Origin of the sequence: Thermoleptolyngbya sichuanensis A183 (assembly GCF_013177315.1) — a bacterium.
In the GTDB taxonomy this organism is placed as follows: Bacteria; Cyanobacteriota; Cyanobacteriia; order Elainellales; family Elainellaceae; genus Thermoleptolyngbya; species Thermoleptolyngbya sichuanensis.
In genome coordinates, this window is record NZ_CP053661.1 from 4,710,317 (window position 1) to 4,737,092 (window position 26,776).

Genomic DNA, 26,776 nt, shown 5'->3' on the forward strand with positions numbered 1-26,776 from the left:
GCTTCTCCCGACAGCCTTCTATAAAAGAAAAGAGAACGTAGCACCAGTTGCGAGTTGAGAGAAAAACAGCGCTACGGCTGACTCCTCTCCATCGCAGTCCGGCTTACATCCAAATCCTACGGGCAGACGGTATTTGCGATCGTGGGGACGCCACCAATGCCGCCTTCGCACAGCAGCGCTAGGGTGGTGGCGCTACCATCGTTTGCGGTCGCAACCCACACCTTGCCAGCGTAGCCCTTCAGCGTTGCGGTCGGGGTAGCGGTGGTGGTTGCCACAGCAGCAGCGCCCGAACCTGCGGCGCTAGAGGCGTAGGTGTAGTTCTTGGTGTTGCTGATGCCCAGTTCCAGGTTGCTCAGCGCACCAAAGGTGTTCTTCTCCAGGAAGTAGGCTTGCTGACCCCGGTTGATAGAGCCGACGTAGGTTTGAGCCTCAGACTGGCGAGCCTTGTTGGCTTGGTTCAGGAAGGAGGGCAGCGCGATGGCAGATAGGATACCGATGATGATGATCACCACCAGCAGTTCGATCAGGGTGAAGCCTTCTTCGCCGTTTTTCTTGTCGATCAGGTGCTGCAAAAATTTTGCCTTCAGTTCAGTCTTCATAGGGTAGAGTCTCCTTGAGGTTGCGGGATACTGGGTTTCTAACTCCTAGCGTTAATTTGCCCAGCTTGCGTCAGTTTCATATCAGGGGTCTCAAAAATTTTCTGGGATTTTCCGAAGGGCTGAAAGCCTTGCAGTGTCAGGAATCTAACTCAGTGAGTACGTATAAAAACGCATCGAGTCGGTTCAACAAATTTTGTACCCTGGCAAATGCCGTGTTCTCACTGAGTGGCTCCAGCGTTGCCCAGTCTGTGGGCTGGATCTGTTGCCAGCGCTGGGCTAGGGCTGCCACGGTCTGAGCGCCCTCCCAGAGGGGCAGCAGGCAGGCGGTTTCTAGGGCCGTCAGCAAGACGGGGCCCATTGCAGGCAGGTCGATGTAGCGGGTTAGCTCGAAGGGTTGGCTGGCTGCAATCTGGGCGATCGCCGCTTCTCGGATCGGCGCAGCCCGCAACACCGGATGCAGATGCACCCTTGCCTCCTGCCATGCTTCATCATCCCAGGCATCGACAGGAATCCCCGGTGGGTCCGCATCCGCCCGCACACACCAAAAATCCATCAGGCGATTGACCGGATGTAGCAGTTCATACATACGTAATTGCGCTGGCGGATCGGCGGTCATCAGGCTCATGCCCCATAGCGCGGGCAGGTCGTCGCCGTCCTTAAACAGGTCGGGCACTTGCCAGTGTCGCCAGTTCACCATGCTGAGAAATTCCAGATTAGCCGCGCCCAGCAGGTCAAACACGTCGGGAATCGTGAAGCCTTTGTCGCCCACCAGCAGATGATTCGCCAAAATGCTGCCGTCGCTTTCGGGCCGTTCATATTCAGGCTTCCAGGCGTGCTGCTTTAGCACTACGTCTGGCTTTAGGGCTTTCATCGTGTTGATCACCACCTGCACGGCTTCGCTCTGGGAGGTTTCCGGCTTCATCAGCCCGATCGCCCGAAAGAGTTCCTGCGCTCGATAAAACGCATGGCGCTGGAGGGCACTGTGCAGATTGACCCGCAGGATGCCGTCGGGCTTGAGAACGCTGGTCATGGCCTGTAATGCTGCCAGCGGATCGGGCACGAGATACAGCGTCTCATCGCAGTTGATGTAGTCAAAGTGCATCCCCAGGCTGGGCAAGTCTTCGATCAGCAGCGTATAGAACTCGGTGTTGGGAATTTGGTGATAGTCGAGCCGCTGCCGCGCCAGCTTGACCGACGCTTCCGACAGGTCAACGCCGATGATCGTGGCACCGGGATTGGCGATCGCCAGCAGATGCGCCTTATAGCCCGTCCCACAGCCCGCGTCCAGGATCACCTTGCCTACGGTATCCACTGCTCGCCGATAGCGCAGATAGTAGGGCGTGACCATGCTATGCACAAACTGCATGTCATAGTCCGCCAGGGGTGACTGGTCGAGCGGAATCCGGGGATAGGGCGCGTTGTCGAACTGGGCGCGGAGCTGGTCGAGGGTAGAAGAGGACATTGGGGTCATGGGGGAACGGGATAATCGCTCAGATGATTCAGATGAGTAAAGGGGGCGTTGATGTTGTTCGTTAATGATGTTGTTCGTTAATGTTGTTCGTTGATGTCGTGGCATCACGCCATTGCGCTAAAGCTCAACTAGGACAAACAAACACCGCTCCAGCCGCTTGATCAGTTCAACCGCTTGCCCCAAGGCAGCATCCGGGGTCATCGGTTCCAGGCTGGGCAGTTGGACGGGGTGGAAGCGCTGATACTGATGGGCGATCGCCGCGATGGAGTGCGGCCCGTCCCACAGCGGCAGCAGCGAGAGTGCCTGACTGCTGCTCAGCACCACGGGCGTTGGCGAAACCTGGCTGAGGTGGCGACTTATTTCAAACGGCTGAGAAGCCTGACACGCCGCCAATAGTGCCTGACGCACTCGCTCGGTGCGGAGTTGGGGATGCAGGTGCAGAGTCGCCCGCTGCCAGTCGCTCAGCGCCCAGTTTTGAACTGTCCGGTCTGGGGGCGAGTCGGGCGGTTCCGCTTCGGTGGCAACGCCGCACCAGGCATCCAGCAGGCGATGCACCGGATTCAGCAGTTCGTAGAAATAAAGCTGGTCTTCGATCGAGCAATTGGGCACCAGTTGATCCCACGGCTCTGGCAGCGCATGAGGATTTTGGAACAGGTCGCGCAAATCCCAGTGCAGCCAGTTCACCATGCTGACCAGCTCCAACCCCGCCTCGCGCAGCAGCCCAAACAAATCGGGAATCGTGTAACCCTTGTCGCCCACCAGCAGGTGATCCACCAGCACACCCTCTGGCTGCTGATCATAAATTGGGTGCCAGGTGGTGGTTTTCAGCACGACGTGATCCTGGAGGGCGTTCATGGTTTCATGCACCAGGCCCACCTCCAAATCCGTTGGATTGTCGTCCATCAGCCCCAGCATCCGAAACAGGGCTTGCGCCTGATAGTAGCGGCGGCGCTGATAGGCGCTGTGCAGGTTTACCCGCAAGATGCCGTCAGGTTTTAGCGCCGATCGCATTGCCTGCAAGCCTGTCAGCGGGTCGGGCAGCAGATACAGCACCTCATCGCAGTTGATGTAGTCGAACTGTATCCCCAGGTTGGGCAAGTCTTCGATCAGGCCGGCGTAGCACTCTACCTGATCAAACCCGTGATGCGCCAGCCGTTGCTGAGTCATCTCTACGGATTTTTCCGACAAGTCCATGCCGACAATCTTTGCGCCCGGATTGGCCTCCGCCAGCATCAGGCACTTGTAACCACTGCCGCAGCCCGCGTCCAAAATCAATCGATCTTGTGGGTCGATGACGCGACCATAGCGACGGTAGTAGGCCGTCACCAGGCTGTGTTTGAACAGAGAGTTTGGATCGTCCTTGGGCGACTGCTCCAGCGGCACACGGGGATAGGGCGCATGGTCAAATTGCTGGCGGATTTTGTCCAGGGCTTCGGGGGAGAGCATGGGTGGGAAGAAGGAAGAGGGAAGAGGGAAAAACGAAGAAGGAAGAACGAAGAGGGAAATAGGAAGGATTGTGGAATTTGCGATTGTGTCTTCTGTATGAGTATGCCCATCTACGAGACAGAGTTACCTGGGCAGCGTGACCTACGCGGGCGATCGCCCTTTTATCCCAAAATCACCCAACGTCCATCACTCCGACTCCTGATCGGCCAACCGATCTTCTCGCAGCGCCCGCAAAATCGGAATCTGGCGGTATTGATCGGGCTGGACGGCGGCCCAGTCAATTCCGGCGGGCTTGGGGAATGTGTGGCGAGTGGCGATCGCCCCTTCTGGCGTGATCACCCAGTCCAGCGGCCAGTCGTGCGGCTCTACGGGCAGTTGGGCTGCGTCCACCAGTTGCAGCGCGTGGATCGTGGTGACGATTTGCGTATCGGGCTTTAGCAGGTTGAACTGTTGCAGCATCGCCAGTTCCAGGTCGGCGAAGCCCGCGCCCTTGCCCGTGCGCCCGCCCGCGGCTGTGGCGGCGACGCTGCCCACGACGACCAGATCGATGGGCTGCATCTCTTCAAAGCGGACGAGGCGACCGTGGATGAGCGCCTGACGCATGGCGGCAACCTGCTTGAGGGGAATGCCCCGCTGCTGCAAGTCGGCCGGGTCGAGTTCGACGAAACACTGGCGGCGGGTGAGGCGCGGCACGGCCATATAGAGGCGCTTGCCGTCTTGCAGCGCCCGCAACCGCACGGGGGCTTGGGGACGGTCGGGGTTGCACTTGACGACCCGGGCCTGCTGCCAGCCGGGAAGCGCGGCCAGTTGGGCAGCGGCGGCATCAGCTCCAACGAAGTGGGGAATATGGCACACCGGGTTGCGGAGGGCTGCGCCGCTGTCCTTGAGGGTCTGCCAGACTTGCATCCGCAGGTGGGCTTTGGCGGGATGGCGATCGCCCCATTCCACCGCAGGCGGGTGGGCATTTGGATCGGCGGGCGGGCCTGTCATCCGTTCAGCCCTAAGGTGATGATGATTTGGATGCCGGAGCCATCAATCTGGTCGCGCAGGGCCTTCATGGTTTTGAGGGTGACGGGTTCCACCCAGTCGGGCGCGATTTCCGCCAGGGGCCACAGCACGAAGGCGCGATCGCGCATCCGGGGATGGGGCAGTTGCAGGGTGGGCGTGTTGACCATGCGGTTGCCGTAGAGCAGCAGATCAAGATCTAGCAGCCGGGGGCCCCAGCGCTCTCGCCGCACTCGCCCAAACTGACGCTCAATTTCGAGCAGCGCGCTCAGCAGCGTGTCTGGCGGCAGCAGCGTATAGACCAGCACGCAGGCGTTGATATAGTCTGGCTGGGGCGGGCCAACGGGGGCAGTTTTGTATAGGTGCGATCGCTCGATGAGCTGCACACCGGGAACGCGGGCGATCGCCTCAATGGCCGACTCGACAATCGCGATCGAATCACCCAGGTTGCTGCCAAGGGCGATCGCCGCCCGCACCGCATTCGGCAGCTCAAATTCATCAATCATGGAAAATTATGGAAAGTAATCAGGAGAATTACCAGGTGGGATCCACGTAGAGGTTGATGGTGAGCTGGGTCGCCCCAGCGGGAACTGCACTAATGCAAGCGCACACGGACTCGTCGCCATTCACCTCCACTTCGCAAGCATGACAAGACCCCATCAAACAGCCTGTAGGAATCATCACACCCGCCCGTTCCGCCACCTCCAGCAGCGGCTCGCCGGGGTCTGCCTGCACCGTCACATTGTCGGGCAAAAAGTGAACTTCTACACTCATTTCTAAATCATGTCTAAACTCATGGGCGACGCAGATCAGCTATCCAAAGATCAGCTATCCAAACCAAAGATCAGCCATCCAAATAAGACGACAGCGCCGATAAATCCAGGTAAGACTCAAAGGCATCAGCCAGAGAGTCTAACATAGACTCCCGCTGCTCTCGATAGTTGGAGACACCCGTTGGCAGCGACTTGAGTCCGCGCTGCTGCCGCAGTCGGTTCAGCCAGGCCCGCCGCCACGCGCCATTGTCGAAAATACCGTGCAGATAAGTGCCCCAGAGCGACTGGGTAGAGTCCACCACGCCCAAATTGCGATCATCAAACAGCGGCTTGAACACGGGCCCCTCCGGCTCTTGGTCGGCATCGGCCAGATGGGTGCGTCCCTGGTGAATTTCATAGCCCAGCACCGGCAGCCCCACCTGCGGAAAATTAGACGTGACCTGTCGCTGCCGCGCCACCTTTTGCCCTGTAATTACCGTCTTAATCGGCAGCAGACCCAGCCCCTTGTAACGACCTTCTTGACCTTCCACGCCCTCCGGATCGGCTAGCATCGTGCCCATCATTTGATAGCCGCCGCAAATGCCCAACACCGTTCCGCCCGCAGCAGCGTATTTCTGAATCGCCTCAGCCAACCCAGTGCGCTGGAGGGCAATCAGGTCGGGAATGGTCGTTTTGGAACCTGGCAGGATGACGGCATCGGGATAGCCCAGGGAATCCTTTAGCCCGATATATTTCACTGAAACGGTAGGTTCCGCCTCTAGCGGGTCAAAATCGGTAAAGTTTGAAATGCGCGGCAGGCGAATCACAGCGACCGTCACTTCGTTGCCGCCGCTCTGTTGCCCCCGATCAAACAGCGAGAGCGAGTCTTCTGCCGGAAAGGAATGCTCCATCCAGGGAATCACCCCCAGAACCGGAATGCCCGTCCGCTCCTCTAGCCAGGTGAGTCCGGGGTCGAGCAGCGCCTTTTGTCCACGAAACTTGTTAATGATGATGCCTTTCACCAGGGCACGCTCCTCTGGCTCCATCAATTCCAGCGTGCCGACAATCTGGGCAAACACGCCGCCCCGCTCAATATCGGCAATCAGCAGGGTCGGCGCGTTGAGGTGGGTGGCAACGCGCATATTGGTCAGGTCACGCTCTTTCAGGTTCACCTCGACCGGGCTGCCTGCCCCCTCACACACGACCAGGTCGAATTCTTCGCTCAGCCGCGCCAGAGATTCTTCGATCGCCTGCCAGCCTAGCTCGAAATATTCGGCGTAATAGTCAGCCGCACTGACGCGCCCGACAGGCCGTCCCTTCAGCACCACCTGCGAAGTCATATCGCCCTGGGGCTTGAGCAAGATAGGGTTCATCTCCACGCGGGGCGCAACACCCGCTGCCCAGGCTTGCACTGCTTGAGCATGACCAATTTCTCCACCCGTGGCGGTAACGTAGGCATTGAGCGCCATGTTTTGCCCTTTGAAGGGGGAAACTCGCCAGCCCCGGCGACTCAGGATGCGGCACAGGGCCGCCGTCAGCATAGACTTTCCGACATGAGACGCAGTTCCCACCACCATGATGGCTTTCATCCAAGACCTCCGAAAGAACGTAGGCGAGCAGGGGCGATGTGCATGAGCAAGGTGCGAAGCAGGTACGGGCGCAGGAATAGATAGTTTCTTTCGAGATGTTTTGACTCGCTGTTTTGATTTACAGCCTATGAAGCAAGAAAACCTGAAAGACTGGCGGAAATTTCAGAGTAGAAATGAGCTACTGAAGCCAGGCAGGTGGACGAAACCAGCGAGATAGCAAATTGGCAAGGCGATCGCCTAGGGTTGGTGCGGGAATCCAGTTGCGCTCGACCCACTGGTCTACCAGAATGCGGCCCAACGGCGTAAGCCGAAAGCTATCGGTGAGTCCCTGTCCATCGACCTCGCGCCGCAGGACACCCACATCGATGAGCCAGAGCAGCGCATCTTCAGCAGCCAGTTCCGCCAGCGGGCGGCGAGTATAGCGCTGCTGCACACCCGATGATCCGGCGATCGCCCTCAGCGACACTCCCTCCTGGCGCATCGTGGCGAACAGCGGCAGCAAAAAGGGGGAACAGGCGACTGCCCGGCGGGCCCGCTTAAGCGTAGACAGCGGATACCTTAGAGCAGATTGATCGGGGGTCGCAGCGCGGTCGGGGGGCTGAATCGCAGTCATAGGCGCAAAAAAGGCTAGACGCAAAAAAGGCAGGGGCGAAACACAGAGCAAGAGAACACGAGGCAGACTGACAAAGGTCGGAATGCGGCACTCTGCGTGAGATGACGGGCGGGCAGTAACGGGCGTGAAATCTACGAGTCTACGACTCAGGCAGGATGATGGGCTAGCAAAACCCAGAGCGTCCTACCAGAACCAGGCTCGAACGTGGCTTTTGCAAACAACGCTTTGTTTATTCTAGGGCCGATAGAAAGGACGGGGCGATCGCACGACGGTCTGACTTCCAGAATGCCCCAATTTGCCCTGAAAGCAACAGAAAAACAGGACTGGCAAGTTTGGAGGGTTTCGCCACTGTAGCCCAAAAGAAACCGATTCACTCGATTCACCAGTCCTGCCAATCTTGAAATGACTACAAGGGTTCAAGCCCAGTATCAAGAGACATAGACAAAAGGGTTGACGAGTTTAGTACATAAATACTATTTTGAGTTACTATGAGAGGCATGCGGAAATAAGTACTTATGTACTAACTCGGATCATCTTTAATTTTAGTGCATTTGATTTAGCGCATGATTTAGCCCATCTGAGCAAGCGCTTCGAGTCAACGGAGCAAGACCTGAGCAAATCGACCTGCTCGCTGCTCTGCGCTATCCCAGGTTCTCAGACTGTCAGCACGCTTCAGGAGTTGAACGCATGAAGGAATCCCCCGCCGCCCAACCCACATCCATGCCCGCTAGCCAGGTCGAGATTCGCGCAATTCAGGAGCGGCTCCAGGCCATTCGGGCTGGACAAGTCGCTGTCTCGTCGTCCCCTGCCTCCCGCATGGTAGAAATGTTTCCTGCCAAGAGCGCAGCTCCAGGACGGATGAGCGCGAATCGCGAAGCGATCCCTACGGGAATCGCCCCTCCAGAACGTCCTCTAGAGCGCAGTCGTGCTGGTGTTGCGGCGCAAAATCGCCCTACGGATGCCGACGTGACTGCGGCCGTCCGCATAGCCGCCGCCGAAGCCCAGCAAGCCGCCGAATTGCAGCAGGCTGCCGAGTCGCTGCGGGCCATGTCAGCAGCGCTGACCTCAACCTTTGTGCCGTCGGCTCCGTCTGGTGTGCCGTCTGCGTCGTTTGCGGCGGGTGCTGCACCTGTGGCCGCTGCATCGCCCAAAACCCCGATTGCCGCTGCATCAGGGCGCAGGTCTCACCCTGAAGCGCCGACCCGTCCTGAGTTCCCGGCGGCGGAAGTGATGCGCTTGCTAGAAGTGAAGGCAGACGAAATCAACCAGCTTTCTGCTGCCCAAGAAGCCGCCATGCTGGAGCTAAAGGCGATCGCCCAAAAGCTAGAACGCGACTGGAAAGCCCTGGACACCCAGCAGTACATCTTTGCAGGCGAGGCGAGTGACCTGCCTGCCCTCTGCGAATACCTAGACCCTGAGGTTCCCCTCGTGCAGCGAGATGACAGGGGCGCATTTGTGGTCACCAAGCGTCCGGTTGACCTATTCCAGGCAGAGCGCGATGCCGAATGGATGGCCCAAAGTCTGCGGCATCGAGGTGATGGGCACAGCAGCGGGTCGGTTGGTGGGGGACGGCGACATCGCTCCACGGGGCTTGCGCCAGCGCCCTCCTCGTCGGCGATCGCAATCGCACTTACGGCGGCTCAGCGGACGCTGCGGGGCTTGATGGCGCTGGTCAGCCAGGTGCTATTGCCCAGCGATCGCCAGCGGACGGCCCGCTCGATGCAGCGGCAAAGCACCCCTGCCACAGCAGGGCGGCCCCCCATGACGGAAGCACCCTCGATGCAGACCTCTGCGGTGCTGCTGATTGGCGCGGCGATCGCCCGTATCGGCGCAGACTGGCTGCTGGCAGTGAATGCGGGCTTCTGGCTCCCCGTCGCGCTGCTGATTGTCGCTCCGGCGGCCCTGGCAATCTATCGCACAACCGTCGCCCCCCACACCAGCATCACCTGGGGCTATCGGATTTTCCTCATTTTCCTGGGGCTGTTGATCGGAGGGCGCGTGCTATGACCTCAGTTTTACTTGGAGCGATATGGCTCCTGATTGTCTTCAGCGGCCTGGTGATGGTTGGGGAGGGCGGCAACGATGAAGCGCCGTGATCTAGAGCGTCATAATCTGGAGCGTCACCCTCTAGAGCGTCACAGTCTGGATCGACCCACGCTCAACCCGGTGCTGGTCGGCGGCATGGTGATTGCGATGGCGGGGCTGCTGGTAGATTTGCGCGGCATGGTGTCGCCGGTTGCCTCCGGCAGCCATCACGAAGCCTGCCAGGGCACGGTCAATCAGCAGGTTACCCTCTCCCGTGAACAGCTTGCCCAGTTGCTCACGGTGCCCGAACGCGACAGCCGCGATCGCATTACGCAAATTGCAGGCGCTCCCTATTGCCAATTGCAAAACATTCAGGTGAGGGCGGGCGTGGCCGCCGAGCGCCAGGTCTATCCGCTCGCTTTTGACCCGCAGACTCGCCTCGTCATTCTCTACGAGGGCAACGAGTATGCTGGGTATCGCTTTAGCTTCCAATAAGCCTCCTATTAAGCCCCCCTTACAGAGGTGCTGGCGCAACGCCTGGACGAGCCTGATGGCGATCGCCCTGCTGGGGTCTGCCTGCTCCCAAGCCCCTCGCCCGGTGCGAACCGTGCCAATTCAGCAAAGCTGGGAATTGCAGCTTGGCAGTACCGTCGGCAAACACCGCATCGCGGGCGGGCTAGGCGACATCTCTATCGAGATGAAGGGCGATCGCGTCTATATTCCCTTCGACGGCGAGGTGCAGTCCAATGACATACCGGGCTGCTATATCTACTCCACGCCCGACGTGCCTGCCTACCTATTTCGCCTCTGCGGCCTCAAGTCTGGCAAAACTGGGCGAGTCCGCAGTGGCGACTCCCTTGGCTCCGCCGACTATCTCCACTTCGCCGCCCTCCGCCGCCAGCCCGACGGCACCTGGGCCCTGGTAGAACCCTCCAAGGAAATGCTGGAGCGGATGATCAGTAAGTAGCGGTAAATAGCGGGAGAGCGCGGACAGAGGCAAAACCCCTGGGATTCCAACACTCCAAACAAATCTGATTTTCCTTTTCCCCTTATGAACCGTACCCTCTTGCTGCTGGGCGCGGTGGCGATCGCCCTGGGTGACTCGACCGCCGCCCATGCCGATGACCTGGCGCTGAATTTTGAGATGGCGGTGGTGCAGCCGTCGTCGGTAGAGCCGTCTGCGAGCGCAACTCCAACGGCCATGCTGGAGCCACCGCTGGATGTGCCCCTGCAAGTGCCCGCGAATGCGACCGAGCCGCCCATGCAAGAGGCTTCGCGGGCCAATCCGGAGTTACCGCCCCCGCCGCCGAGGGGTGGCTTCGAGGCAATTGCCCAGCCCTTTCCCCAAACCTTTCCCCAGTCCTTTCCCCGACCTGCGCCCCCCCGTCCGTCTGCGGCTCCGGCCCTGGTGGCGACGAGTCAGCCCGCCTCTCCTGAAGAATCTCTGACCCTATCCATTGCGCCATCGGGGTCAAAATCCGTTGAACTACGATTCGATGTGCCCGCTGGTCATCTGGCCCAGGCAAAAGCCGAAGAACCGCAGCCTTTCCCAGTCAATCAGGCAGTAGGTCAAGCGATAAACGGTGCAGCGCGGCTACTCGGCCTTGCTCCGCCAGTTCCAAAGCCTGCCAACGGCGAACTGGAAGCCCTGTTTCACGGCGGCGCAGACTCGCTGGTGGCGAGGGTTGTGGGCAGCGCCGAAGGGACTCGCGCCGCCGACGGCCAGCGCACCAAAGCCTACTACGGCCACACCGACCCCGGCAACGGCGTGTGGAATCTGGGCAGCTTTTCCTATCAGCACGGCGCAAGTTCCCCAGAGGAGGCCGACGAACGCCAGCTTCGACGGCTGCAAAAACAGGCCGACCTGCTCCAGCGCAAGGCAGCCAGCCACGGCATTTCTCTCACTCTGGAGGAATTGCTAAACGGCATCGACCTGGCAAACCAGGCCCCCATGGCCGCGCTCGATCGGGGCGGCTATATCGACTGGCTAGCCGAAGCGCGGCGGCAGGGAATGCAGGGCGAATCGGCAATTCTGTGGGCCCGCACCCGCGCCTTCATCGACCCCGATACGCAGCAGTGGAATGCGCCCGGACTGGGCAACACCGCCGACAGCATTTCCCGCGACCAGGATCGCCGCATGAGGGCGATCGCCCGTGCCTACGAACACTACCGCACCCAAACGAGCCAGCCCGTTGCCCTCAATTCGCCTACGCCACCGCCCACCGCCCTAGCCGCCAACCTAGCCGTAGGTGGCGATTTGCCTAGCCCTACCAGTCCCTCCCTCGGTCAGGCCCCACCGACTGAGAAATCGCCTGAAACATCGACTGAGAAATCGGGCGTTCTCGACTCGCTGTTCAGCATTAACCTGCCAGAATTCGCCTTTTAGCTAGTCTTAGAAGGGCTAACTTGTGGGGCGATCGCCCGATAGATTGGGGACTTGCCGGAATTCACCTCTTAGCAAATTTCGCAAATTTCAGAAGGGGCAGACCTGGGCTGAACCCTAGCCTAAGCGGGGCTGACCCGCCTTTTCATCGCCCCAAGCTTCACTTCGTCGCAGGGCCGCCTCCACCGCCATCTGCTGGTCGCGTCGGGTGATCCAGCGGTGATAGGTGCGCGTGTGAACGGCGACGGAGTGGCCCATCATGCGAGCGGCGACGGTATCGGGTAGCCCCACATGAATAGTTCGCACGGCCCAAGCGTGGCGCAGGTCGTAGGGCGAAAAGGGCAGGTTATAGCGGCGAAACTGGGTAGCGACCTGCTGCCCAATGCGCTGGAGCGTCGTCTGGCGGAGATCGGTGGTGATTGGCGGCAGCATTACCTCGCGCAGGCTGAACCGATCCACCCACTCTACTGGAAATGGCCAGACCTGGTGCGCTCCAGTTTTCGTGGTGTCTTTCACCTCGATCACACCGCTGGGGTCGCCCTGCCGCAGCGCATCATAGTCGCAAAAAAACACCTCGTGGTTTCGCAAGCCATAGGTCGCCATGATGCCAAACACGAAGCGCCAAGCCGGGTTGGGGATTTGCTCGTAGGCGGCGAGGATATCGGCTTCGGTCGGCAACTGGCGCAGTTGGGTTTTGCTGTTTCCGTAGTTGCCCCAATAAGTTTTTAGGTCGATGGGTAGCTCGACATGCAGGAAGTCTGCCAGTGCGCCAAGGGCGGTGCAGCAGATTTGGCGGCTGCGGGTGTTGGGCTGAGTGGCTTGCACCGTGGCGTAGATGGCTTCGGCAAGGCTGAGGTTGGGGCGAGCTTGGGCGATCGCCTCTAACTTTTTCAAATACGGCGCGTAGGCCTTCTCCCACGTCGTCCGCACCGAAGCGGGATTTGCTGCACCCTCTTGCCGCGTCCAAAACTCCTGCTGAAACGCCGCCAGCTTTTCTGACAAGTCCATCTGGCTCAGCCGTCCGCCGCCCTTCACAGGCAAATAATTGTGCCAATCGAAGCAGTTTTGCAAAAGCTGGGCAGCGATAATTTTGGCTTCGGCTTCCGCTTGCTTCAGTCCATCATGGGTGGCAGGCAGGTTCAGGCTGATGCGCTGCTGGTGCGGATTCAGCCGATGGCTGCCCGGGCGCGGCGGCAGCGTCCCCCGCAGGCTCAGCTTTTCTCCCCGCCGCTCGATTTGTAGCCCTAGTCGTGCTGCCCTAAGGCGCTGGTTGGTTTGCAGGATGCGATCGTCGAGGCTGGGCATGGGAAAGTCAGAGAGGGGAGGATTTTTGGGGTTTTGGATTTTGGGTTTTGGCAGCCGGGTGCAGTGCTGATATGACGGTTCCGAAATCATCAAGCTAAAATCGCCAATCCAAAATCACCAATCCAAAATCGGTTGGACGATTGGAGCATAAGCCGCTAAGTTTCTTATATACCGTGCAGATCCAAACTGGGATTTGCGGGGGACGCTGGTTACAGCTTCAGCGATAGCCTCAATAGACAGACTTGTTACAAACATTACGAAAGTTTAAGCTTTTGGGGTTCGGCGTAGTTGAGAAAGTCTCTCAGGTTGAATCGTTGTTAAAATCAGTAACAAATATTAAAGCCAAGGGAAGCCGTAGTCACTATGGGTCGTGTTGGGGTTTTGCTATTAAACCTGGGAGGGCCGGATCAGCTAGAGGATGTGCGCCCGTTCCTCTATAACCTGTTTTCCGACCCGGAAATTATTCGGCTGCCGTTTCCTTGGCTGCAAAAGCCATTGGCGTGGCTAATCGCCAACAGCCGCACCCGCAAATCTCAGGAAAACTATCGCCAGATCGGCGGCGGTTCTCCCCTGCGGCGGATTACTGAGGAGCAAGGGCAAGCGCTGCAAGCTGAGCTTCAGCAAAAAGGACAGGAGGCGCAGGTCTACATTGGGATGCGCTACTGGTATCCCTTTACGGAAGAGGCGATCGCCCGCATCAAGCGTGATGGGGTCGATCGGCTGGTGATCTTGCCGCTTTACCCGCAGTTTTCCATCAGCACTAGCGGTTCCTCCTTCCGCCTGCTAGAAAAAATTTGGTCAGAAGATCCCGCGCTGCAACGGATCGACCACACGGTAATCACCTCCTGGTACAAGCGCCCCGGCTACCTGAGGGCAATGGCGGATCTAATCGCTCAGCAGTTGGATCAGTTTGAGAATCCTGACGCGGTTCACATCTTCTTTAGCGCCCACGGCGTGCCGCTGAGCTATGTCGAAGAGGCGGGCGACCCCTACCAGCGCGAAATTGAGGAATGCACGGAGCTAATCTTGCGGACGCTGAATCGTCCTAATTCCCATACGCTGGCCTACCAAAGCCGCGTGGGCCCGGTGGAGTGGCTACGGCCCTATACCGAAGATGCGATCGCCGAACTGGCTGCCCAGGGCGTTCAGCATCTTCTGGTCGTGCCCATCAGCTTTGTGTCAGAACATATCGAAACGCTGCAAGAGATTGATATTGAATACCGCGAGATTGCTGAAGAGGCAGGGATTCACAATTTCCAGCGAGTGCCGGCGCTCAACACCCATCCGGTCTTCATCAACGACCTGGCCGAGATGGTGGTAGACGCGCTGAATTCTCCCAATCTGACCCTGGATCAGATTGCCCGCCCCGCCGAAACCACCAAGATCTACCCACCGGAGCGCTGGGAGTGGGGCATGACGACGGCGGCGGAGGTCTGGAACGGACGGCTGGCGATGCTGGGTTTCTTGGCGCTGCTGGTGGAGCTAATCAGCGGCCACGGCCCGCTGCACTCGCTGGGGCTGCTGTAGCTTTAAGGCGCTCAGCCGTGCAAAATTGGCGATGCAATCTCTTCTCTGAGTTCGACCTTGCGCCGACTCGCCTCGCACAGCAGATTCAGTTTGTTCTAGAAATCGACAAGCTGAAGGGCGTGCTGCGCCAGACCTTGCTAACTGATGCCTCGCGCCGTGAAAATAGCGCCGAACACTCCTGGCATCTGGCGCTGATGGCGATCGCCCTGGCAGAATACGCACCCGCCTCCATCGACCTATCGCGGGTGGTGCAAATGCTGCTGCTGCACGACCTGGTAGAAATCGACGCAGGCAATACCTTTGCGTTTGACATCCAGGCCAATCAGGACAAAGCTGAGCGGGAACAAGCCGCCGCCGATCGCCTGTTTGGTCTTCTGCCGCCCGACTTGGGGCAACCCCTCCGCGCCTGCTGGGAAGAATTTGAGGCGGCGGAGACCGTGGATGCCCAGTTCGCCCACGCCCTCGATCGCTTCCAGCCGTTTTTGCACAACCTGCAAACCGAGGGCGGCACTTGGCGGCTGCATGGCATAACGTGCGATCGCGTCTTGGGGCGAATGCAGCCTGTGAAGCAGGGCGCTCCCGCACTCTGGCCGATTGTGGAGGCTTTAATCCACCAGGCGGTTGCAGCAGGCTACTTGCTGCCAGACCCAGACACCACTCCTCCCTCTGACAGATCGTACCCCGACAGATTACATCCTGACTAATCACATCCTGACTAATCGCCCCCCGACAGATCGCCCCCCGACTGATAGAGCGACATCACCTGCGACAGCGGCAAGCGAGACTGTACGCCCAGCGTCAGCGGCGAGGTGTGCCCGTGCTTCAGGTGGTCGGCAGCGGCGCAGGCGATCATGGCGGCGTTGTCGGTGCAAAACTTGAGCGGCGGAAACAGGACGCGCAGATTTTCGCGCTCGGCGGCCTCCTGGAGGCGGAACCGCAGGCCGCTGTTGGCCGCCACACCCCCGCCAACGGCGATCGCCCCCAGTCCATAATCTTTGGCGCAGGCGATCGCCCGTTTGGTGAGCGATCGCGCCACCGTGTCTTGAAAGCTGGCGGCCAGGTCAGCCACGGGCAGCGGTTCAGACGATTCCTGCAAACTTTGGGTCAGCCGCAGCATCGCCGTCTTTAGGCCGCTAAAGCTGGAATCGTAGGGATGATAGCCGCCCTCTGGCAGAGAAATTTTGCCGTCTGGCAGCACAAACGCCATCGGATTGCCGTCTTTTGCCAGACGGTCGATTACGGGGCCGCCCGGATAGCCCAGCCCCATCAGCCGCGCTACCTTGTCAAAGGCTTCTCCGGCGGCATCGTCGCGGGTTTCGCCCAGCGTTTCATACTGGCCGCAACCTTTGACGTAAATTAGACTCGTGTGCCCACCCGACACCAGCAGACAAAGAAACGGCGGCTCTAGCTCTGGTTCGCTGAGATAGGAAGCGTAGATATGGCCTTCGAGATGATGCACACCGAGAAATGGCTTATGGTGCAGCATGGCCAGCGTTTTAGCAGCCGTCAGCCCCACCAGCAGCGCCCCCACTAGCCCCGGCGCACAGGTCGCCGCTACGCCGTCAATCCCTGCCCAGCCCAGCCCACTATCGGTCAACGTCTGGGCGATCGCCCAGTTCATTGCCTCTAAGTGCTGCCGCGAGGCCACCTCCGGCACCACGCCGCCATACTGCTGGTGAACCTGGATTTGCGACGACACCACATTGCTTAACAGGTGGCGATCGCGCACCACCGCCACAGCCGTTTCATCACAACTTGTCTCTAACGCTAAAACCGTCGGCATCTCAAGCTTGGTTCCTAACTCGAATACTCAACTTCCCGCCCAACCTCAAATCCAACCTCAAATGTAGAGTTCTTTGAACTTTTGTAGCGCCTGTACCCGCTTCAAGCTAATATCAAAAGTCGTCAAGAGCTAATCCTATCAAGGCTTCTGGCAATTGCCAGCGATTTTCCTTGAGCGCTTGTCAATTTTCTAAAAGCTTAACGTGGTCACGCTTCGCTTGCGGAGTATGATCGCTCCAAAGCGTGAATGCTGTTCTAAAAGCATCTTAATTGTTTGTAATAAGTCGTTGCATTTTGTAACAAGGGAAGCAATTCCATGCGCAAGTTGTTTGCTCAGCTATTTGCCCTCGTATTGGCGGTTTCCTTGTGGGGAGGGTTTGCAGCCCCCGCCTCCGCCTATAACCTGACTCCCTGCGCCGATTCGCCAGCGTTTCAGGCGCGTGCTGCCAAGGCTGTCACTGCCCAAGTCAAAGCCCGATTCCAGTCCTATTCCTCCGTCCTGTGCGGCGAAGACGGCCTGCCCCATCTAATCGTAGACGGCAGCCTCTCCCATGCGGGCGAGTTTCTCATTCCTAGCATTTTGTTCCTCTATATTGCCGGGTGGATTGGCTGGGTCGGTCGCGCCTACGTGATTTCGGTGCGTGGCGACAAAGAGCCTGAAATGGCTGAAATCATCATCGACGTGCCCCGCGCGGTGAAATTCATGACGACCGGGCTGCTGTGGCCGCTGGCTGCGGTGCAGGAGTTTACCACGGGTAAGCTAACTGCCCCCGACAACGAAATCACGGTGTCTCCTCGCTAGGCGCTTTCGCCTTGGTGCGGCCCGCGCATTTCGCGTTTTTACAGGATTTCAACCAAGTTTTCAACAGTCTCTCAAGCTAACGTCTCTCACGTTTCGGAGCATTGTTCATGCAGTATTTCTTGAAGTACCTCTCGACGGCCCCCGTGCTGGCAACGATCTGGATGTTCATCACGGCTGGCATCCTGATTGAGTTCAACCGCTTCTTCCCGGATCTGCTGTTCCACCCCTAGTGCGGATCTTGAGTAGAGGCCTGTGGCGCTCGATCGTTCCAGGCCTTGCTTTCGACCCGTTTGCTACTGCGGCTCGTGCGATCGCACAAAGGCTAAACCGCCCAAGATCACCCGCAGGGAACCCAACGTTGAGGCCGCTTTCTGCTGAGGAAGCGGTCTTCGTTTTTATCTGTTGCGGTAAAATCTGCATTACATCCCTGCTAATCGGCTGCGTTGCTTTGATGAGTCGTATCTAGAGTCCGCTTGCATGGCTGCACCACTGTCTTGGCTGCACTGCTGTCTTGGCTACGCTGCTGTAACGCCTTGTGGGGTAATGGGAAGCAGTCAATTTGGATGGGGGCATTTATACTGAGGTGCATGGCGCTTGTTCTGACACATCTCGCAGACTGGAGCGTCTTACCCAGAGCTTGCTTAGGAATAGTGTTCGGAGCAATGGTATGTCGGAGCAACAGTATCCGGAGTGCTGTGAATTTATCCGGAGCTTTATGCAGTCATGTCATAAAGTCAACTGGATGGACGGGTAAATCTGTGCATCCCATGAGCCAAACTGGTTAAATCAGGGAATGCTAAATCTATCGCTGAGGCTTGACTTGGGTGAATCGGTCTGGGGCGATCGCCCACTGAGGCTCGACTCATGACCCAACTGCTCTAGTGCGACACATCCTCTGCAAGGCCCGTACGTTTGACCTCCCATGTCCGGTTCTAATGTTTCTTCGGTTGGTTTTTATGCGGTCGCGGACACCCCTCAACTTATGCAGATAGACCCCCAAACCTTTATGGTCAAATTTTGGGGCGTTCGCGGCAGTGTGCCCACGCCAGGTGTCGAGATGGTGCGCTATGGAGGCAATACGCCCTGCGTAGAGATGCAAGTCGCCGGGCAGCGGATTATTTTCGACGGAGGGACGGGGCTGCGCCTGCTGGGCAAGCACCTACGCGATGAAATGCCCGTCGAGGCGCACCTGTTTTTTACCCACACGCACTGGGATCGTATCCAGGGGTTTCCCTTTTTTGCGCCCGCTTTTGTGCCGGGAAATTGCTTCTATATCTACGGGGCGGCCGGTCCAAATGGCGCGTCAATCAAACAGCGCCTCTCAGACCAAATGCTGCGCCCCAATTTTCCCGTGCCGTTGCAGGTGATGCAGGCGGAGCTGAAGTTTGTAGATATCGTGCCGGGGTCGGTGATTCCGATTGAGGATGTGACGGTGGAAGCGGTATCGCTCAATCGACCCAATGGGGCGCTGGGCTATCGCGTAACCTGGGGCGGCTATTCGGTGGTCTATGCCACAGATACCGAGCGATCGCCCGATTCGGTGGAGCAAAACCTGAAGTATCTGGCGCAAGATGCAGATCTGCTGATTTACGACGCAGCCTACGTCAGCGACCACGCTCTAGTTGACCCCGAAGCAGCCACTGGGGAGCAGAGCCACGGCTGGCAGTCGGGCATCGATTTGGCGATCGCCGCTAGGGTCAAACAGGTCATCATGTTCCACCACGACCCAGCCCACGAGGACGATTTTCTGGACAGCATCGAGCAGGATGTGCAGTCTCGCTATCCCAATGTGAAGCTAGCCCGCGAGGGCATGGTGCTGGACGTGACGCGATTCGGGAACAATCTTTCGGCGTAGATTAGAACTCCGGCATCATAAGTCGGCATAACGATCGACCGCGACGCGCAACTTTCAATCTGCCCTCACCCCCCAACCCCTTCTCCCAGGTGGGGAGAAGGGGAGTAAGAGAGGCTTGAAGTCCCTCTCCCGCGTTGGGAGAACACTTAAAGCCTTCGGTAAAGCCTTCGGCAGACCAGAAAAGGGGAAGAGAGATTAGCAAGGTTGCACCTTGCATAGTTACACCTTGCATAGTTACACCTTGCATAGTAGTTGCACCTTGCATAAAGGTGGACAACGCGATGCGCTGCCCATCCTTATGTCTTCAGGGCATCTTCACGATTGGCCCCAATCCCTAAACATGAGTCAACTGCCGCTTCATTTCGTCGGCATACTGATCCGCATTTAGCCCCACCAGCACATGTAGCTTGTGGTCGTTCAGATGCATCACGCCGTTAGCACCAGCCGCACTAAGCGCAGAGTCATCCACTACGCTGTCGTCTGCCACCTCGACCCGCAGGCGCGTCAGGGCAGCAGGTTCCACGCTACGGATATTGCGGCGACCCCCAAGGGCAATGATCAGGTTTTCAGCCTTCTCGGCGGCCATCGGGTCGCGGGCCGGAGCGCCACTGCCCACAGCAGCCTCTTCAGCAACTTCGGCTTCACCCGCCGCCGGAGTGTAACCCAGATCCGCTTCCGGGCCAGCGGTTTTCAGATACTCGATCATGTCAGTCTTGAGGTTTTCTGAGCGCGGGCCGAAAATCGCCTGCACGCTGTTGCCCACCTCCAGCACACCAGATGCACCCAGCGCCTTCAGTCGCGCCTTGTTCACCTTGCTCTTGTCTTTGACGGTAATCCGCAGGCGGGTGATGCAAGCGTCCATCACCTCGATGTTGCTGCGCCCGCCAAAGGCCTGCACCAGACCCAGCGCCATGCCGCCTGCCGCTGCGGGTGCTACGGTCATGCCTTCGGGCAATTCTTCTTCAACTTCGCGACCCGGCGTTTTGAAGTCAAACAGGCGAATCGCCGCGCGGAACACAAAGTAGTAAACCGCCGCTGCCACAATGCCGCCGCCGACAATTAGCTTCCACACGTCGCCCTTATTGCCGTTCCAGTTGCCAAGCTGGTTGAACAGGGCAAAGTCAATGAATCCCTGAGAGAAAGTGAAGCCCATGCGCCCACCCAGCGCCACAAACAGGAAGTCGCAAATTCCCGCCATGACTGCGTGAATCGCATAGAGCGCCGGAGCTACAAACAGGAAGGAAAACTCCAGCGGCTCGGTGATGCCTGTCAAAAACGAGGTCAGCGCCGCAGACACCATCAAACTGCCGGTAACGGCGCGGTTTTTGGGCTTTGCCGATTGCCAGATAGCCATAGCCGCCGCGGGCAGCCCAAACATCTTAAACCAGTAGCCGCCGCCCAGGATGCCCGCTGTGGGGTCACCTGCAAAGAAGCGGTTGATGTCGCCCCGTACTAGTTGGTTTGTCACCGGGTCGGTGTAGGAGCCGATCTGGAAAAAGAAGGGCACGTTCCAGACGTGGTGCAGACCAAAGGGTAAGAGCGATCGCTCAACCAGCGCATACAGTCCAGCCGAAAGTGGAATGTTATTTCCACTGGCGGCGGCGTTGGCAAAGCTGTTGATTGCGCCGCCGATGGGGGGCCAGATCAGGCTCATGAGGGCCGCAACGGCGATCGCCACCAGGGAAGTAATAATCGGCACAAACCGCTTGCCCGCAAAGAACCCAAGGTATTGCGGCAGCTTAATTCGGAAGAAGCGGTTGAACAGATACGCCGCAATACAGCCCATGATCAAGCCGCCAAACACGCCTGTATCCAGCGTCAAAATGCCCAGCACAGGCTTCATCCAGATGTTTGGCGTATCCTGCCCCTGCTGGATCAGGTCTTGAATCTGCGCCTCGGTGACAAAGCCCCGTGCCGAGCCAAACGCACCCAGCGCCGCAATGAACACCATAAAGCCCACCGTTGCCGCCAGCGCCGAAACGCCGTCGTTGCCTGTGTAGGCGATCGCCACTGCAATGGCAAAAATCAGCGGCAGCACGCCAAAAATCGCGTCCCCCGACGCTTTCATGATCGTCGCCAGCCACTCCGGGATAAACCCAAAGGTCGTTTTCGTAATCGTGCCGCTGGCCAGGTTCTGAATCTCAATCAGTCGGGCGCTGCCCAAACCCAGCAGCAGCCCCGCAATCGGCAAAATCGACACAGGCAGCATCAGGGCCTTGCCCATCTGCTGCGCGAGCGCGAAGAATTTTTTCCACATAGTTTTTTTGAAGAGAAGAGGGGAGGTCTATCGATTCTCGATTTTGGATTTGCGATTTTGGATTGCCAGTTTTGGATTGCCAGTCGAGAATCTACGCGGCTTCCGGCAATTTTATTCGCAGCACCATTGAGGAGAAATGGATATTCGAGGAATGGCGTTGATAGGAATGGAGGGGTAGGAAATTAGAGCAATCGGGCAATAGAGCTATGGGGGATTCAATCCCTGCGCTCCGTCCCTCCATCCGCCCAGCGCCTAATCCTCAGTCAGGGGCACGAGTTCACGCACGGCTTCGGCCGTATCTGCCGCGAGGGCTTGCTCTGCAAGGCGCTGACAATCGGCGAGGCTGAGCGTGCGGATTTGGGCCTTGACGCTGGGAATCGTGGGAGCGCTGACGCTGAGTTCTTTCACGCCCAGACCGATCAGAATCGGCACGGCCTGCGGGTCGCCCGCTACGCCGCCACAAACGCCGCACCACTTGCCGTACTTATTTGCAGCGCGGGCCGCCATGCCAATTAGCCCCAGCACACCAGGACTTAGCGCATCAGCGTAGGGAGCCAGCTTGGGATGGCCGCGATCCATCGCCAGGGTATATTGCGTCAGGTCATTGGTGCCCACGGAGAAGAAATCTACCTCGCGGGCAAACTGCTCCGCCATGACTGCGGTTGAGGGCACCTCCACCATGATTCCAGCTTCAATGGGCGCAACGCCGAGGGACTGGCGCTCCTCCTCCAGCATTTGCTTGGCCATGTGCCATTCTTCCAGTCGGGCGATCATGGGGAACATGATGCGAACCTTGCCCGCCTCGGAGGCGCGGAGGATTGCGCGAAACTGGGTGCGGAGAATCTCTGGACGATCGAACCCAAGCCGAATACCGCGTTCCCCTAGGAAGGGATTTTCTTCGTGGGGAATAGGCAGGTAGGGTAGGGGCTTGTCGCCGCCTACGTCCAGGGTGCGGATGATCAGCGGGCGACCCTCCAGCGCTCTGGCAGCAGCACTGTAGATGGCGGTCTGCTCGTCTTCGTCGGGGGCGCTGTCGCGTTCCATAAACACCAGTTCCGACCGCAGCAGGCCCACGCCCTCGCCACCAAACTTGACCGATTTTGCGCCTTCTTCAGCGTTGCTGATGTTGGCCACGACCTCGATGCGGTGTCCGTCTGTCGTGATTGCAGGTTCAAACGCAGTTGCCAGTTCTCGCTGGCGGCGTTCTTTAACGCGGGCAATCCGCTGCTGGGTGCGCTCCATTTCCTCCGTCGAGGGATTTAGCCGCAGCCGCCCCTTGCTGCCGTCCAGAATCGCCGGGGTTCCTTCCGGTAGCTCCAGCACTCGCGGCTCTGTGCCTGCCATCGAGGGAATGTCCATCGCCCGCGCCAGGATAGAGACGTGGGAGGTTGCGCCACCCGCCACCGTGCAGAAGCCTGCGATCTTCGTCGGGTCTAGCGTGGCCATGTCCGATGGGGTGAGGTCTTCGGCCACCAGGATGGTGTGTTCGGGATAGGTGACGACTTCGGCCGTAACTCCAGTGAGAATTCGCAAGACGCGATCGCCCACATCCCGCAGGTCATTGGCTCGTTCTGCCAAAAGCGCATTATCCAGCTTGGACAGCATTTCGGCTTGGCTTGTATAGGTCTGCTTCCAGGCGTAGGCAGCGCTCTTGCCCTTGTCAATGGCGCTGGCGGCCGTGTCCATTAGCTCCGGATCGTCCAGAATTTCCTGATGAGCGGCAAAGATGGCGGACTTTTTCGGATCGCCCTGGCCGTGAACCTTTGCCCGCAGCGCCTCTACATCTTGCGAAGCCTTGGCGATCGCCTGCTCCAGCTTGCGACGTTCTTCATTGGGTGCGCCACCATGCTCCGAAACAGTGATTTCTTGCTGCTGCACCCGACGCAGATAGCCGACCGCCACCCCAGGCGACGCAGCCACTCCCAGAATGACGTTCGGATCTTCCGATCGGGGCCGGGGCGCGGGCTTCGAGATTTCTGGCTGTTCGATGCTGGCCGCCACGGCCACGGGTTTTGCGCCTTCTTCGCCCAGGCCGGTGCGGAGGGCTTCGCTGAGTTCGGCGATCGCCGCTTCGGCATCGGGGCCGCTGGCTTCCAGTTGCACGGTCGCGCCATTGCCCACCGACATACCCATCAGCCCAATCACGCTGCGGGCGTTGGCCGACTTATCGCCATACTTGAGGCGGATATCGGACTTATACTTTTTCGCCAGCGTAGACAGCACCGCAGAGGGGCGGGCGTGTAGCCCCGTCGGGTTGGGAATGACGATCGGCTCCGAGGCAACCGTCACCCCGCCAATGACCGTCCCATCCTCCGAAACGTCGCCCAGCGCCAGATCCAGCGCGATGTCCTGGCCGCCCACGACCGTTCCCAGGCGTGGCTCAAACTTGACGACGCGATCGCTGTTGGTGATCACAATCTGGGTCAGCAGGCTGCGGGCGTGCGTGGCCACGAAATCTGCGTCGAAGTTGATCAGCGGGTCGCCCACCCGGACGCGATCGCCCACCCGCACTCGCGGCACAAACCCTTCACCGCGCAGCGTCACCGTGTCCAGCCCGATGTGCATCAGCACTTCCAGCCCGTCCGGTGTTTTCACCGTCACCGCGTGGTTGGACGGGTGAAGCTGGATCACCTCGCCATCGCAAGGGGCTAACAGTGTCTGGCTCGTGGGGTCAATCGACACGCCATCGCCTACCATTTTTTGAGCGAATACCGGATCGGGCACCTGCTCAATCGGAACCAACTGACCCGACAATGGGGCAACCAGCGCCACCATGCTGCGAGTCTCTGCTGGCGCTACAGCATAGCTCATTCGTCAATCTCCTGATTTGATATCCAAGATGAAATGTTTTGAACCGTAAAGAACTTCTCAGTATTCCAATCCACACAGCCCAAAGCGGGCGATCGCAACCCGATGACTCTTTGAAAGACAAAATTGCAAAGATAAAAAACTGCACTCACACCAAATACAGCCCGTGAAAAATCACACGCAAAGAATCACCCGCGAGAAATCACACGCGATTGCAGACCTGTGCAGACTTTCAACTCCTGGCTTGCCAGGAACCAAACGATAGACCTTATCCTCACAGGGATCAGCAAGGTGCTGGAATTTACGAATTAAAAATTTAAGCTTTGAGCCGCCAAACGTTACCAAACGCTTTACAAATAAGGGCGATCGCCCATTTTTGGCAGTTACGCAAAATACATCGGCAGCCAGGTCGGGATCAAGAGATTTGGGATTAGAAGCTTTGGGATTAGAAATTGGAGTTCGACCCCGAACTCTACTCTACGTGCCCACTCTATATGCCTACCCTGCGTGCCTACTCTACGTGATTAAACACCGTCATCATGAGCAACAGCGCAACCCCCACCAGCACTGCGCCCTGGAGATTGACGCGGGTGGGCGATCGCCGATAGGGCGGCTCTAGCCAAAAAGCCAGCAGCCGCGACACCAGCGGCATCACGCCCCAGGTCAGGATCGAGCTAGTAATCAGGTTATTCACCAGCATGGCGCTGCCCGGCGGCCAGTCTTGCATAATGCCCAGCGCCCCAAACACCAGCGATTGAATCATCACCGTAGGGTATAGCCCCATCACCACCGACAGCACTTGTTTCCAGGGCGCAGGGCCCAGCGCGGGGCGCTCCGTGCCCGATGTCTGCGAAAACCAGCCCTCTAGCCCTGTGGTAAAGGATTTAAAACGATATTCCTGCAAAAAGCTCTGCCCCGCGATGACCAGTTCTTTGCGATCGCTCGACTGCACCCACTCGTTCAAATGCTCTGGCGTATCAAAGTGCATCACCGAATACCACTTCACCACGCCATCCCGACACACCAGCGGCGGGCAGAGATCCGTCCGAATGTAGCCCGGAAACTGCCGAGCGCGATGCAGCAGTTCTGCGTGCCATCGCCGAAACGGCAGTTCCTTGCTGCGGGGCACAATGTGTTCAATCATGACGCTGGAATAAAAGACCGGATCGGCTTGCAGGTCTGACATGAGTCACGGTTGGGGTAGAGGGACAGGGCAACCGAGAATCATTTACGCATATCCGCAGCAGCGATAGCGTCTGTCGCAATGCCAAACTCCAAATACTCAGCGGGGTCTATCCCACTTTTGTAACCCTCACCCTAAATCCCTCTCCCAAAGCAGGAGAGGGACTTCCAATCCGGCTCCCCTTCTCTCGTTTTGGGAGAAGGGGTTGGGGGATGAGGGCAAACTTGCAGAACTGGGATGCGCCCTACTCAGTGCCTATCCGGGCACATCCTATCCCCTCACTTGCGCTAGCGTAGAGTTGATGAGTTTTCAGCCAGTGAATCAAGCCTGTGACTGTTGTGCTGAGGGGAAAACAAATCGCCATCGGGCTGCTAATTAGCACGGTGCTGCCGCTGGCGGCTTGCAGCGCCGAGTTTCAGCGTCGCCTTGCGCCTGATCCAGCGCTGATCAATGGCCCAGGGCAGGAATCGGGGCTGGCCAGTCCGCCTGCTTCGCCGGAGGCCACGCCCTCGCCTAATGCGCCAGAATCTCCAGGGGCGATCGCCCCGCCTGCCTCCCCGTCCGAATCGCCCGCCACCTCGCCATCGCCCCGCCCCGCCGCAAACTGGCGACCCGGCCAGCCCAGCGCAACGACCAGTAGCCCAGGCACACTCCGCACCGCGCCCCAGCGCTTCACCGACCTAGCCCAAGCCCCAGCCGATTTGCAGCCTTACATTACCGACCTGGCAGAGTTGGGCGTTCTCCAGATCACCCCTGCTGCGTCCGAGTTCAAGCCCGGTCAGCCCATCACTCGCCGCGAGTTTGCCCGCTGGCTGATGGCCGCCAACAACGAAATTTTTGCGAACCAGCCCGCCAACAAAATTCGCCCCGCGTCTCCCTCAGAAACACCCGCCTTCCAGGACGTGCCCAGCAGCGATCCAGATTTCGCCGCAATTCAAGGGTTAGCCAGTGCTGGCCTCGTGCCCAGCCCGCTATCGGGCAACAGCACCATCGTCACCTTTCGCCCCGACGCGCCCCTCACCCGCGAAGACCTGATTTTGTGGAAAACACCGCTGGATCTGCGCCGTTCGCTGCCCAACGCCACCCTAGAAGCCGTGCAGCAAACCTGGGGCTTTCAGGATGCCGCCAGCATCGATCCCCGGGCCCAGCGGGCGGTGCTGGCCGATTTCCAAAACGCCGATTTGTCGAACATCCGTCGCGCCTTTGGCTATACCACCCTGTTTCAGCCCAAAAAGCCCGTGACGCGGGCAGAAGCGGCGGCCGTCCTCTGGTTCTTTGGCACCCAGGGGAACGGGCTGTCGGCCCGGGAAGCCGGACAGCAGGCAACCGAACCCACCAGCAGCCAGACTGCTGAACAAGTCGGGGGACAGTAGC

Annotated in this window: 23 protein-coding genes; 10 read left to right on the forward strand and 13 right to left on the reverse strand. The window is 58.8% G+C overall.

Annotation, left to right across the window (positions count from 1 at the left end; all coding sequences use genetic code 11):
- Positions 1–116 precede the first annotated feature (116 nt).
- From HPC62_RS19485 to HPC62_RS19520, 8 genes are all read right to left on the reverse strand, one after another.
- Positions 117–599: a type IV pilin-like G/H family protein gene (locus HPC62_RS19485; RefSeq protein ID WP_172358137.1), complete on the reverse strand. Its 483-nt coding sequence runs from the start codon at positions 597–599 to the stop codon at positions 117–119.
- Positions 600–735: 136 nt separating this feature from the next.
- Positions 736–2,061: a class I SAM-dependent methyltransferase gene (locus tag HPC62_RS19490; RefSeq protein ID WP_216655293.1), complete on the reverse strand. Its 1,326-nt coding sequence runs from the start codon at positions 2,059–2,061 to the stop codon at positions 736–738.
- Positions 2,062–2,187: 126 nt separating this feature from the next.
- Positions 2,188–3,516 (reverse strand): methyltransferase domain-containing protein, encoded by a 1,329-nt coding sequence (locus tag HPC62_RS19495; RefSeq protein WP_172358139.1) that lies wholly within the window; start codon positions 3,514–3,516, stop codon positions 2,188–2,190.
- 186 nt (positions 3,517–3,702) lie between these two features.
- On the reverse strand, positions 3,703–4,506 hold the full coding sequence (locus HPC62_RS19500) for a 5-formyltetrahydrofolate cyclo-ligase (RefSeq protein WP_172358140.1): 804 nt from the start codon (positions 4,504–4,506) through the stop codon (positions 3,703–3,705).
- Positions 4,503–5,027, reverse strand: a complete 525-nt coding sequence (gene folK, locus HPC62_RS19505; RefSeq protein ID WP_172358141.1) for a 2-amino-4-hydroxy-6-hydroxymethyldihydropteridine diphosphokinase — start codon at positions 5,025–5,027, stop codon at positions 4,503–4,505. The genes HPC62_RS19500 and folK overlap by 4 nt, the downstream gene beginning before the upstream one ends.
- A 28-nt stretch (positions 5,028–5,055) precedes the next feature.
- Entirely contained in the window at positions 5,056–5,295 is a 240-nt protein-coding gene (locus HPC62_RS19510; protein ID WP_172358142.1) for a 2Fe-2S iron-sulfur cluster-binding protein, read from the reverse strand.
- A gap of 70 nt (positions 5,296–5,365) precedes the next feature.
- Positions 5,366–6,862 (reverse strand): cobyric acid synthase CobQ, encoded by a 1,497-nt coding sequence (gene cobQ, locus HPC62_RS19515; RefSeq protein WP_172358143.1) that lies wholly within the window; start codon positions 6,860–6,862, stop codon positions 5,366–5,368.
- Between the two features lie 178 nt (positions 6,863–7,040).
- Positions 7,041–7,475 (reverse strand): Npun_F0494 family protein, encoded by a 435-nt coding sequence (locus HPC62_RS19520; RefSeq protein ID WP_172358144.1) that lies wholly within the window; start codon positions 7,473–7,475, stop codon positions 7,041–7,043.
- Positions 7,476–8,162: 687 nt separating this feature from the next.
- Between HPC62_RS19520 and HPC62_RS19525 the strand changes: the two genes are divergently transcribed.
- The 4 genes from HPC62_RS19525 to HPC62_RS23225 all read left to right on the forward strand — a co-directional run bounded on the left by HPC62_RS19525 (position 8,163) and on the right by HPC62_RS23225 (position 11,886).
- Positions 8,163–9,482, forward strand: coding sequence for a hypothetical protein (locus HPC62_RS19525; RefSeq protein WP_172358145.1), 1,320 nt, complete (start codon positions 8,163–8,165; stop codon positions 9,480–9,482).
- A 75-nt stretch (positions 9,483–9,557) separates the two neighbouring features.
- The gene (locus tag HPC62_RS19530) at positions 9,558–9,995 is read left to right on the forward strand and encodes a hypothetical protein (RefSeq protein WP_205369946.1); all 438 of its coding nucleotides are present in this window, start codon (positions 9,558–9,560) and stop codon (positions 9,993–9,995) included.
- Positions 9,967–10,467: a hypothetical protein gene (locus HPC62_RS19535; protein ID WP_225906666.1), complete on the forward strand. Its 501-nt coding sequence runs from the start codon at positions 9,967–9,969 to the stop codon at positions 10,465–10,467. Before HPC62_RS19530 ends, HPC62_RS19535 begins: the two co-directional genes overlap by 29 nt.
- Positions 10,468–10,551: 84 nt before the next feature.
- On the forward strand, positions 10,552–11,886 hold the full coding sequence (locus tag HPC62_RS23225) for a hypothetical protein (RefSeq protein WP_216655294.1): 1,335 nt from the start codon (positions 10,552–10,554) through the stop codon (positions 11,884–11,886).
- Between the two features lie 114 nt (positions 11,887–12,000).
- On the opposite strand, the gene HPC62_RS19545 is transcribed toward HPC62_RS23225, so the two are convergent.
- The gene (locus tag HPC62_RS19545) at positions 12,001–13,188 is read right to left on the reverse strand and encodes a site-specific integrase (protein WP_172358147.1); all 1,188 of its coding nucleotides are present in this window, start codon (positions 13,186–13,188) and stop codon (positions 12,001–12,003) included.
- Positions 13,189–13,551: 363 nt separating this feature from the next.
- Between HPC62_RS19545 and hemH the strand changes: the two genes are divergently transcribed.
- On the forward strand, positions 13,552–14,715 hold the full coding sequence (gene hemH / locus HPC62_RS19550) for a ferrochelatase (protein ID WP_172358148.1): 1,164 nt from the start codon (positions 13,552–13,554) through the stop codon (positions 14,713–14,715).
- Positions 14,716–14,732: 17 nt separating this feature from the next.
- Positions 14,733–15,419, forward strand: a complete 687-nt coding sequence (locus HPC62_RS19555; protein ID WP_172358149.1) for an HD domain-containing protein — start codon at positions 14,733–14,735, stop codon at positions 15,417–15,419.
- Positions 15,420–15,430: 11 nt separating this feature from the next.
- Here HPC62_RS19555 and tsaD read toward each other — a convergent pair whose 3' ends face one another.
- Positions 15,431–16,498 (reverse strand): tRNA (adenosine(37)-N6)-threonylcarbamoyltransferase complex transferase subunit TsaD, encoded by a 1,068-nt coding sequence (tsaD, locus tag HPC62_RS19560; protein WP_172358150.1) that lies wholly within the window; start codon positions 16,496–16,498, stop codon positions 15,431–15,433.
- Between the two features lie 315 nt (positions 16,499–16,813).
- Between tsaD and HPC62_RS19565 the strand changes: the two genes are divergently transcribed.
- From HPC62_RS19565 to HPC62_RS19575, 3 genes are all read left to right on the forward strand, one after another.
- Positions 16,814–17,299: a Photosystem I reaction center subunit III gene (locus HPC62_RS19565; RefSeq protein ID WP_172358151.1), complete on the forward strand. Its 486-nt coding sequence runs from the start codon at positions 16,814–16,816 to the stop codon at positions 17,297–17,299.
- Positions 17,300–17,406: 107 nt separating this feature from the next.
- Positions 17,407–17,529 (forward strand): photosystem I reaction center subunit IX, encoded by a 123-nt coding sequence (psaJ, locus tag HPC62_RS19570; protein ID WP_068509544.1) that lies wholly within the window; start codon positions 17,407–17,409, stop codon positions 17,527–17,529.
- A gap of 776 nt (positions 17,530–18,305) precedes the next feature.
- Positions 18,306–19,154 carry an MBL fold metallo-hydrolase gene (locus tag HPC62_RS19575; RefSeq protein ID WP_306466878.1) on the forward strand — a complete coding sequence of 283 codons (849 nt, stop codon included), beginning with the start codon at positions 18,306–18,308 and terminating at the stop codon, positions 19,152–19,154.
- Positions 19,155–19,488: 334 nt separating this feature from the next.
- Here the strand turns inward: HPC62_RS19575 and ptsG are convergent, their stop codons facing one another.
- From ptsG to HPC62_RS19590, 3 genes are all read right to left on the reverse strand, one after another.
- The gene (gene ptsG, locus HPC62_RS19580) at positions 19,489–21,411 is read right to left on the reverse strand and encodes a glucose-specific PTS transporter subunit IIBC (RefSeq protein WP_172358153.1); all 1,923 of its coding nucleotides are present in this window, start codon (positions 21,409–21,411) and stop codon (positions 19,489–19,491) included.
- Between the two features lie 252 nt (positions 21,412–21,663).
- Positions 21,664–24,222: a phosphoenolpyruvate--protein phosphotransferase gene (gene ptsP / locus HPC62_RS19585; protein WP_172358154.1), complete on the reverse strand. Its 2,559-nt coding sequence runs from the start codon at positions 24,220–24,222 to the stop codon at positions 21,664–21,666.
- A gap of 508 nt (positions 24,223–24,730) precedes the next feature.
- Entirely contained in the window at positions 24,731–25,405 is a 675-nt protein-coding gene (locus HPC62_RS19590) for a hypothetical protein (RefSeq protein WP_172358155.1), read from the reverse strand.
- A gap of 335 nt (positions 25,406–25,740) precedes the next feature.
- Here HPC62_RS19590 and HPC62_RS19595 point away from each other — a divergent pair, with 335 nt between their 5' ends.
- The gene (locus tag HPC62_RS19595) at positions 25,741–26,775 is read left to right on the forward strand and encodes an S-layer homology domain-containing protein (RefSeq protein ID WP_228721662.1); all 1,035 of its coding nucleotides are present in this window, start codon (positions 25,741–25,743) and stop codon (positions 26,773–26,775) included.
- Position 26,776 lies beyond the last annotated feature (1 nt).

Bases quoted from the DNA above. Each gene is read 5' to 3' on its own strand.
- HPC62_RS19485 (WP_172358137.1), bottom strand. From the start codon at position 599: ATGAAGACTGAACTGAAGGCAAAATTTTTGCAGCACCTGATCGACAAG.
- HPC62_RS19490 (WP_216655293.1), bottom strand. From the start codon at position 2,061: ATGTCCTCTTCTACCCTCGACCAGCTCCGCGCCCAGTTCGACAACGCG.
- HPC62_RS19495 (WP_172358139.1), bottom strand. From the start codon at position 3,516: ATGCTCTCCCCCGAAGCCCTGGACAAAATCCGCCAGCAATTTGACCAT.
- HPC62_RS19500 (WP_172358140.1), bottom strand. From the start codon at position 4,506: ATGACAGGCCCGCCCGCCGATCCAAATGCCCACCCGCCTGCGGTGGAA.
- folK (WP_172358141.1), bottom strand. From the start codon at position 5,027: ATGATTGATGAATTTGAGCTGCCGAATGCGGTGCGGGCGGCGATCGCC.
- HPC62_RS19510 (WP_172358142.1), bottom strand. From the start codon at position 5,295: ATGAGTGTAGAAGTTCACTTTTTGCCCGACAATGTGACGGTGCAGGCA.
- cobQ (WP_172358143.1), bottom strand. From the start codon at position 6,862: ATGAAAGCCATCATGGTGGTGGGAACTGCGTCTCATGTCGGAAAGTCT.
- HPC62_RS19520 (WP_172358144.1), bottom strand. From the start codon at position 7,475: ATGACTGCGATTCAGCCCCCCGACCGCGCTGCGACCCCCGATCAATCT.
- HPC62_RS19525 (WP_172358145.1), top strand. From the start codon at position 8,163: ATGAAGGAATCCCCCGCCGCCCAACCCACATCCATGCCCGCTAGCCAG.
- HPC62_RS19530 (WP_205369946.1), top strand. From the start codon at position 9,558: ATGAAGCGCCGTGATCTAGAGCGTCATAATCTGGAGCGTCACCCTCTA.
- HPC62_RS19535 (WP_225906666.1), top strand. From the start codon at position 9,967: ATGCTGGGTATCGCTTTAGCTTCCAATAAGCCTCCTATTAAGCCCCCC.
- HPC62_RS23225 (WP_216655294.1), top strand. From the start codon at position 10,552: ATGAACCGTACCCTCTTGCTGCTGGGCGCGGTGGCGATCGCCCTGGGT.
- HPC62_RS19545 (WP_172358147.1), bottom strand. From the start codon at position 13,188: ATGCCCAGCCTCGACGATCGCATCCTGCAAACCAACCAGCGCCTTAGG.
- hemH (WP_172358148.1), top strand. From the start codon at position 13,552: ATGGGTCGTGTTGGGGTTTTGCTATTAAACCTGGGAGGGCCGGATCAG.
- tsaD (WP_172358150.1), bottom strand. From the start codon at position 16,498: ATGCCGACGGTTTTAGCGTTAGAGACAAGTTGTGATGAAACGGCTGTG.
- HPC62_RS19565 (WP_172358151.1), top strand. From the start codon at position 16,814: ATGCGCAAGTTGTTTGCTCAGCTATTTGCCCTCGTATTGGCGGTTTCC.
- psaJ (WP_068509544.1), top strand. From the start codon at position 17,407: ATGCAGTATTTCTTGAAGTACCTCTCGACGGCCCCCGTGCTGGCAACG.
- HPC62_RS19575 (WP_306466878.1), top strand. From the start codon at position 18,306: ATGGTCAAATTTTGGGGCGTTCGCGGCAGTGTGCCCACGCCAGGTGTC.
- ptsG (WP_172358153.1), bottom strand. From the start codon at position 21,411: ATGTGGAAAAAATTCTTCGCGCTCGCGCAGCAGATGGGCAAGGCCCTG.
- ptsP (WP_172358154.1), bottom strand. From the start codon at position 24,222: ATGAGCTATGCTGTAGCGCCAGCAGAGACTCGCAGCATGGTGGCGCTG.
- HPC62_RS19590 (WP_172358155.1), bottom strand. From the start codon at position 25,405: ATGTCAGACCTGCAAGCCGATCCGGTCTTTTATTCCAGCGTCATGATT.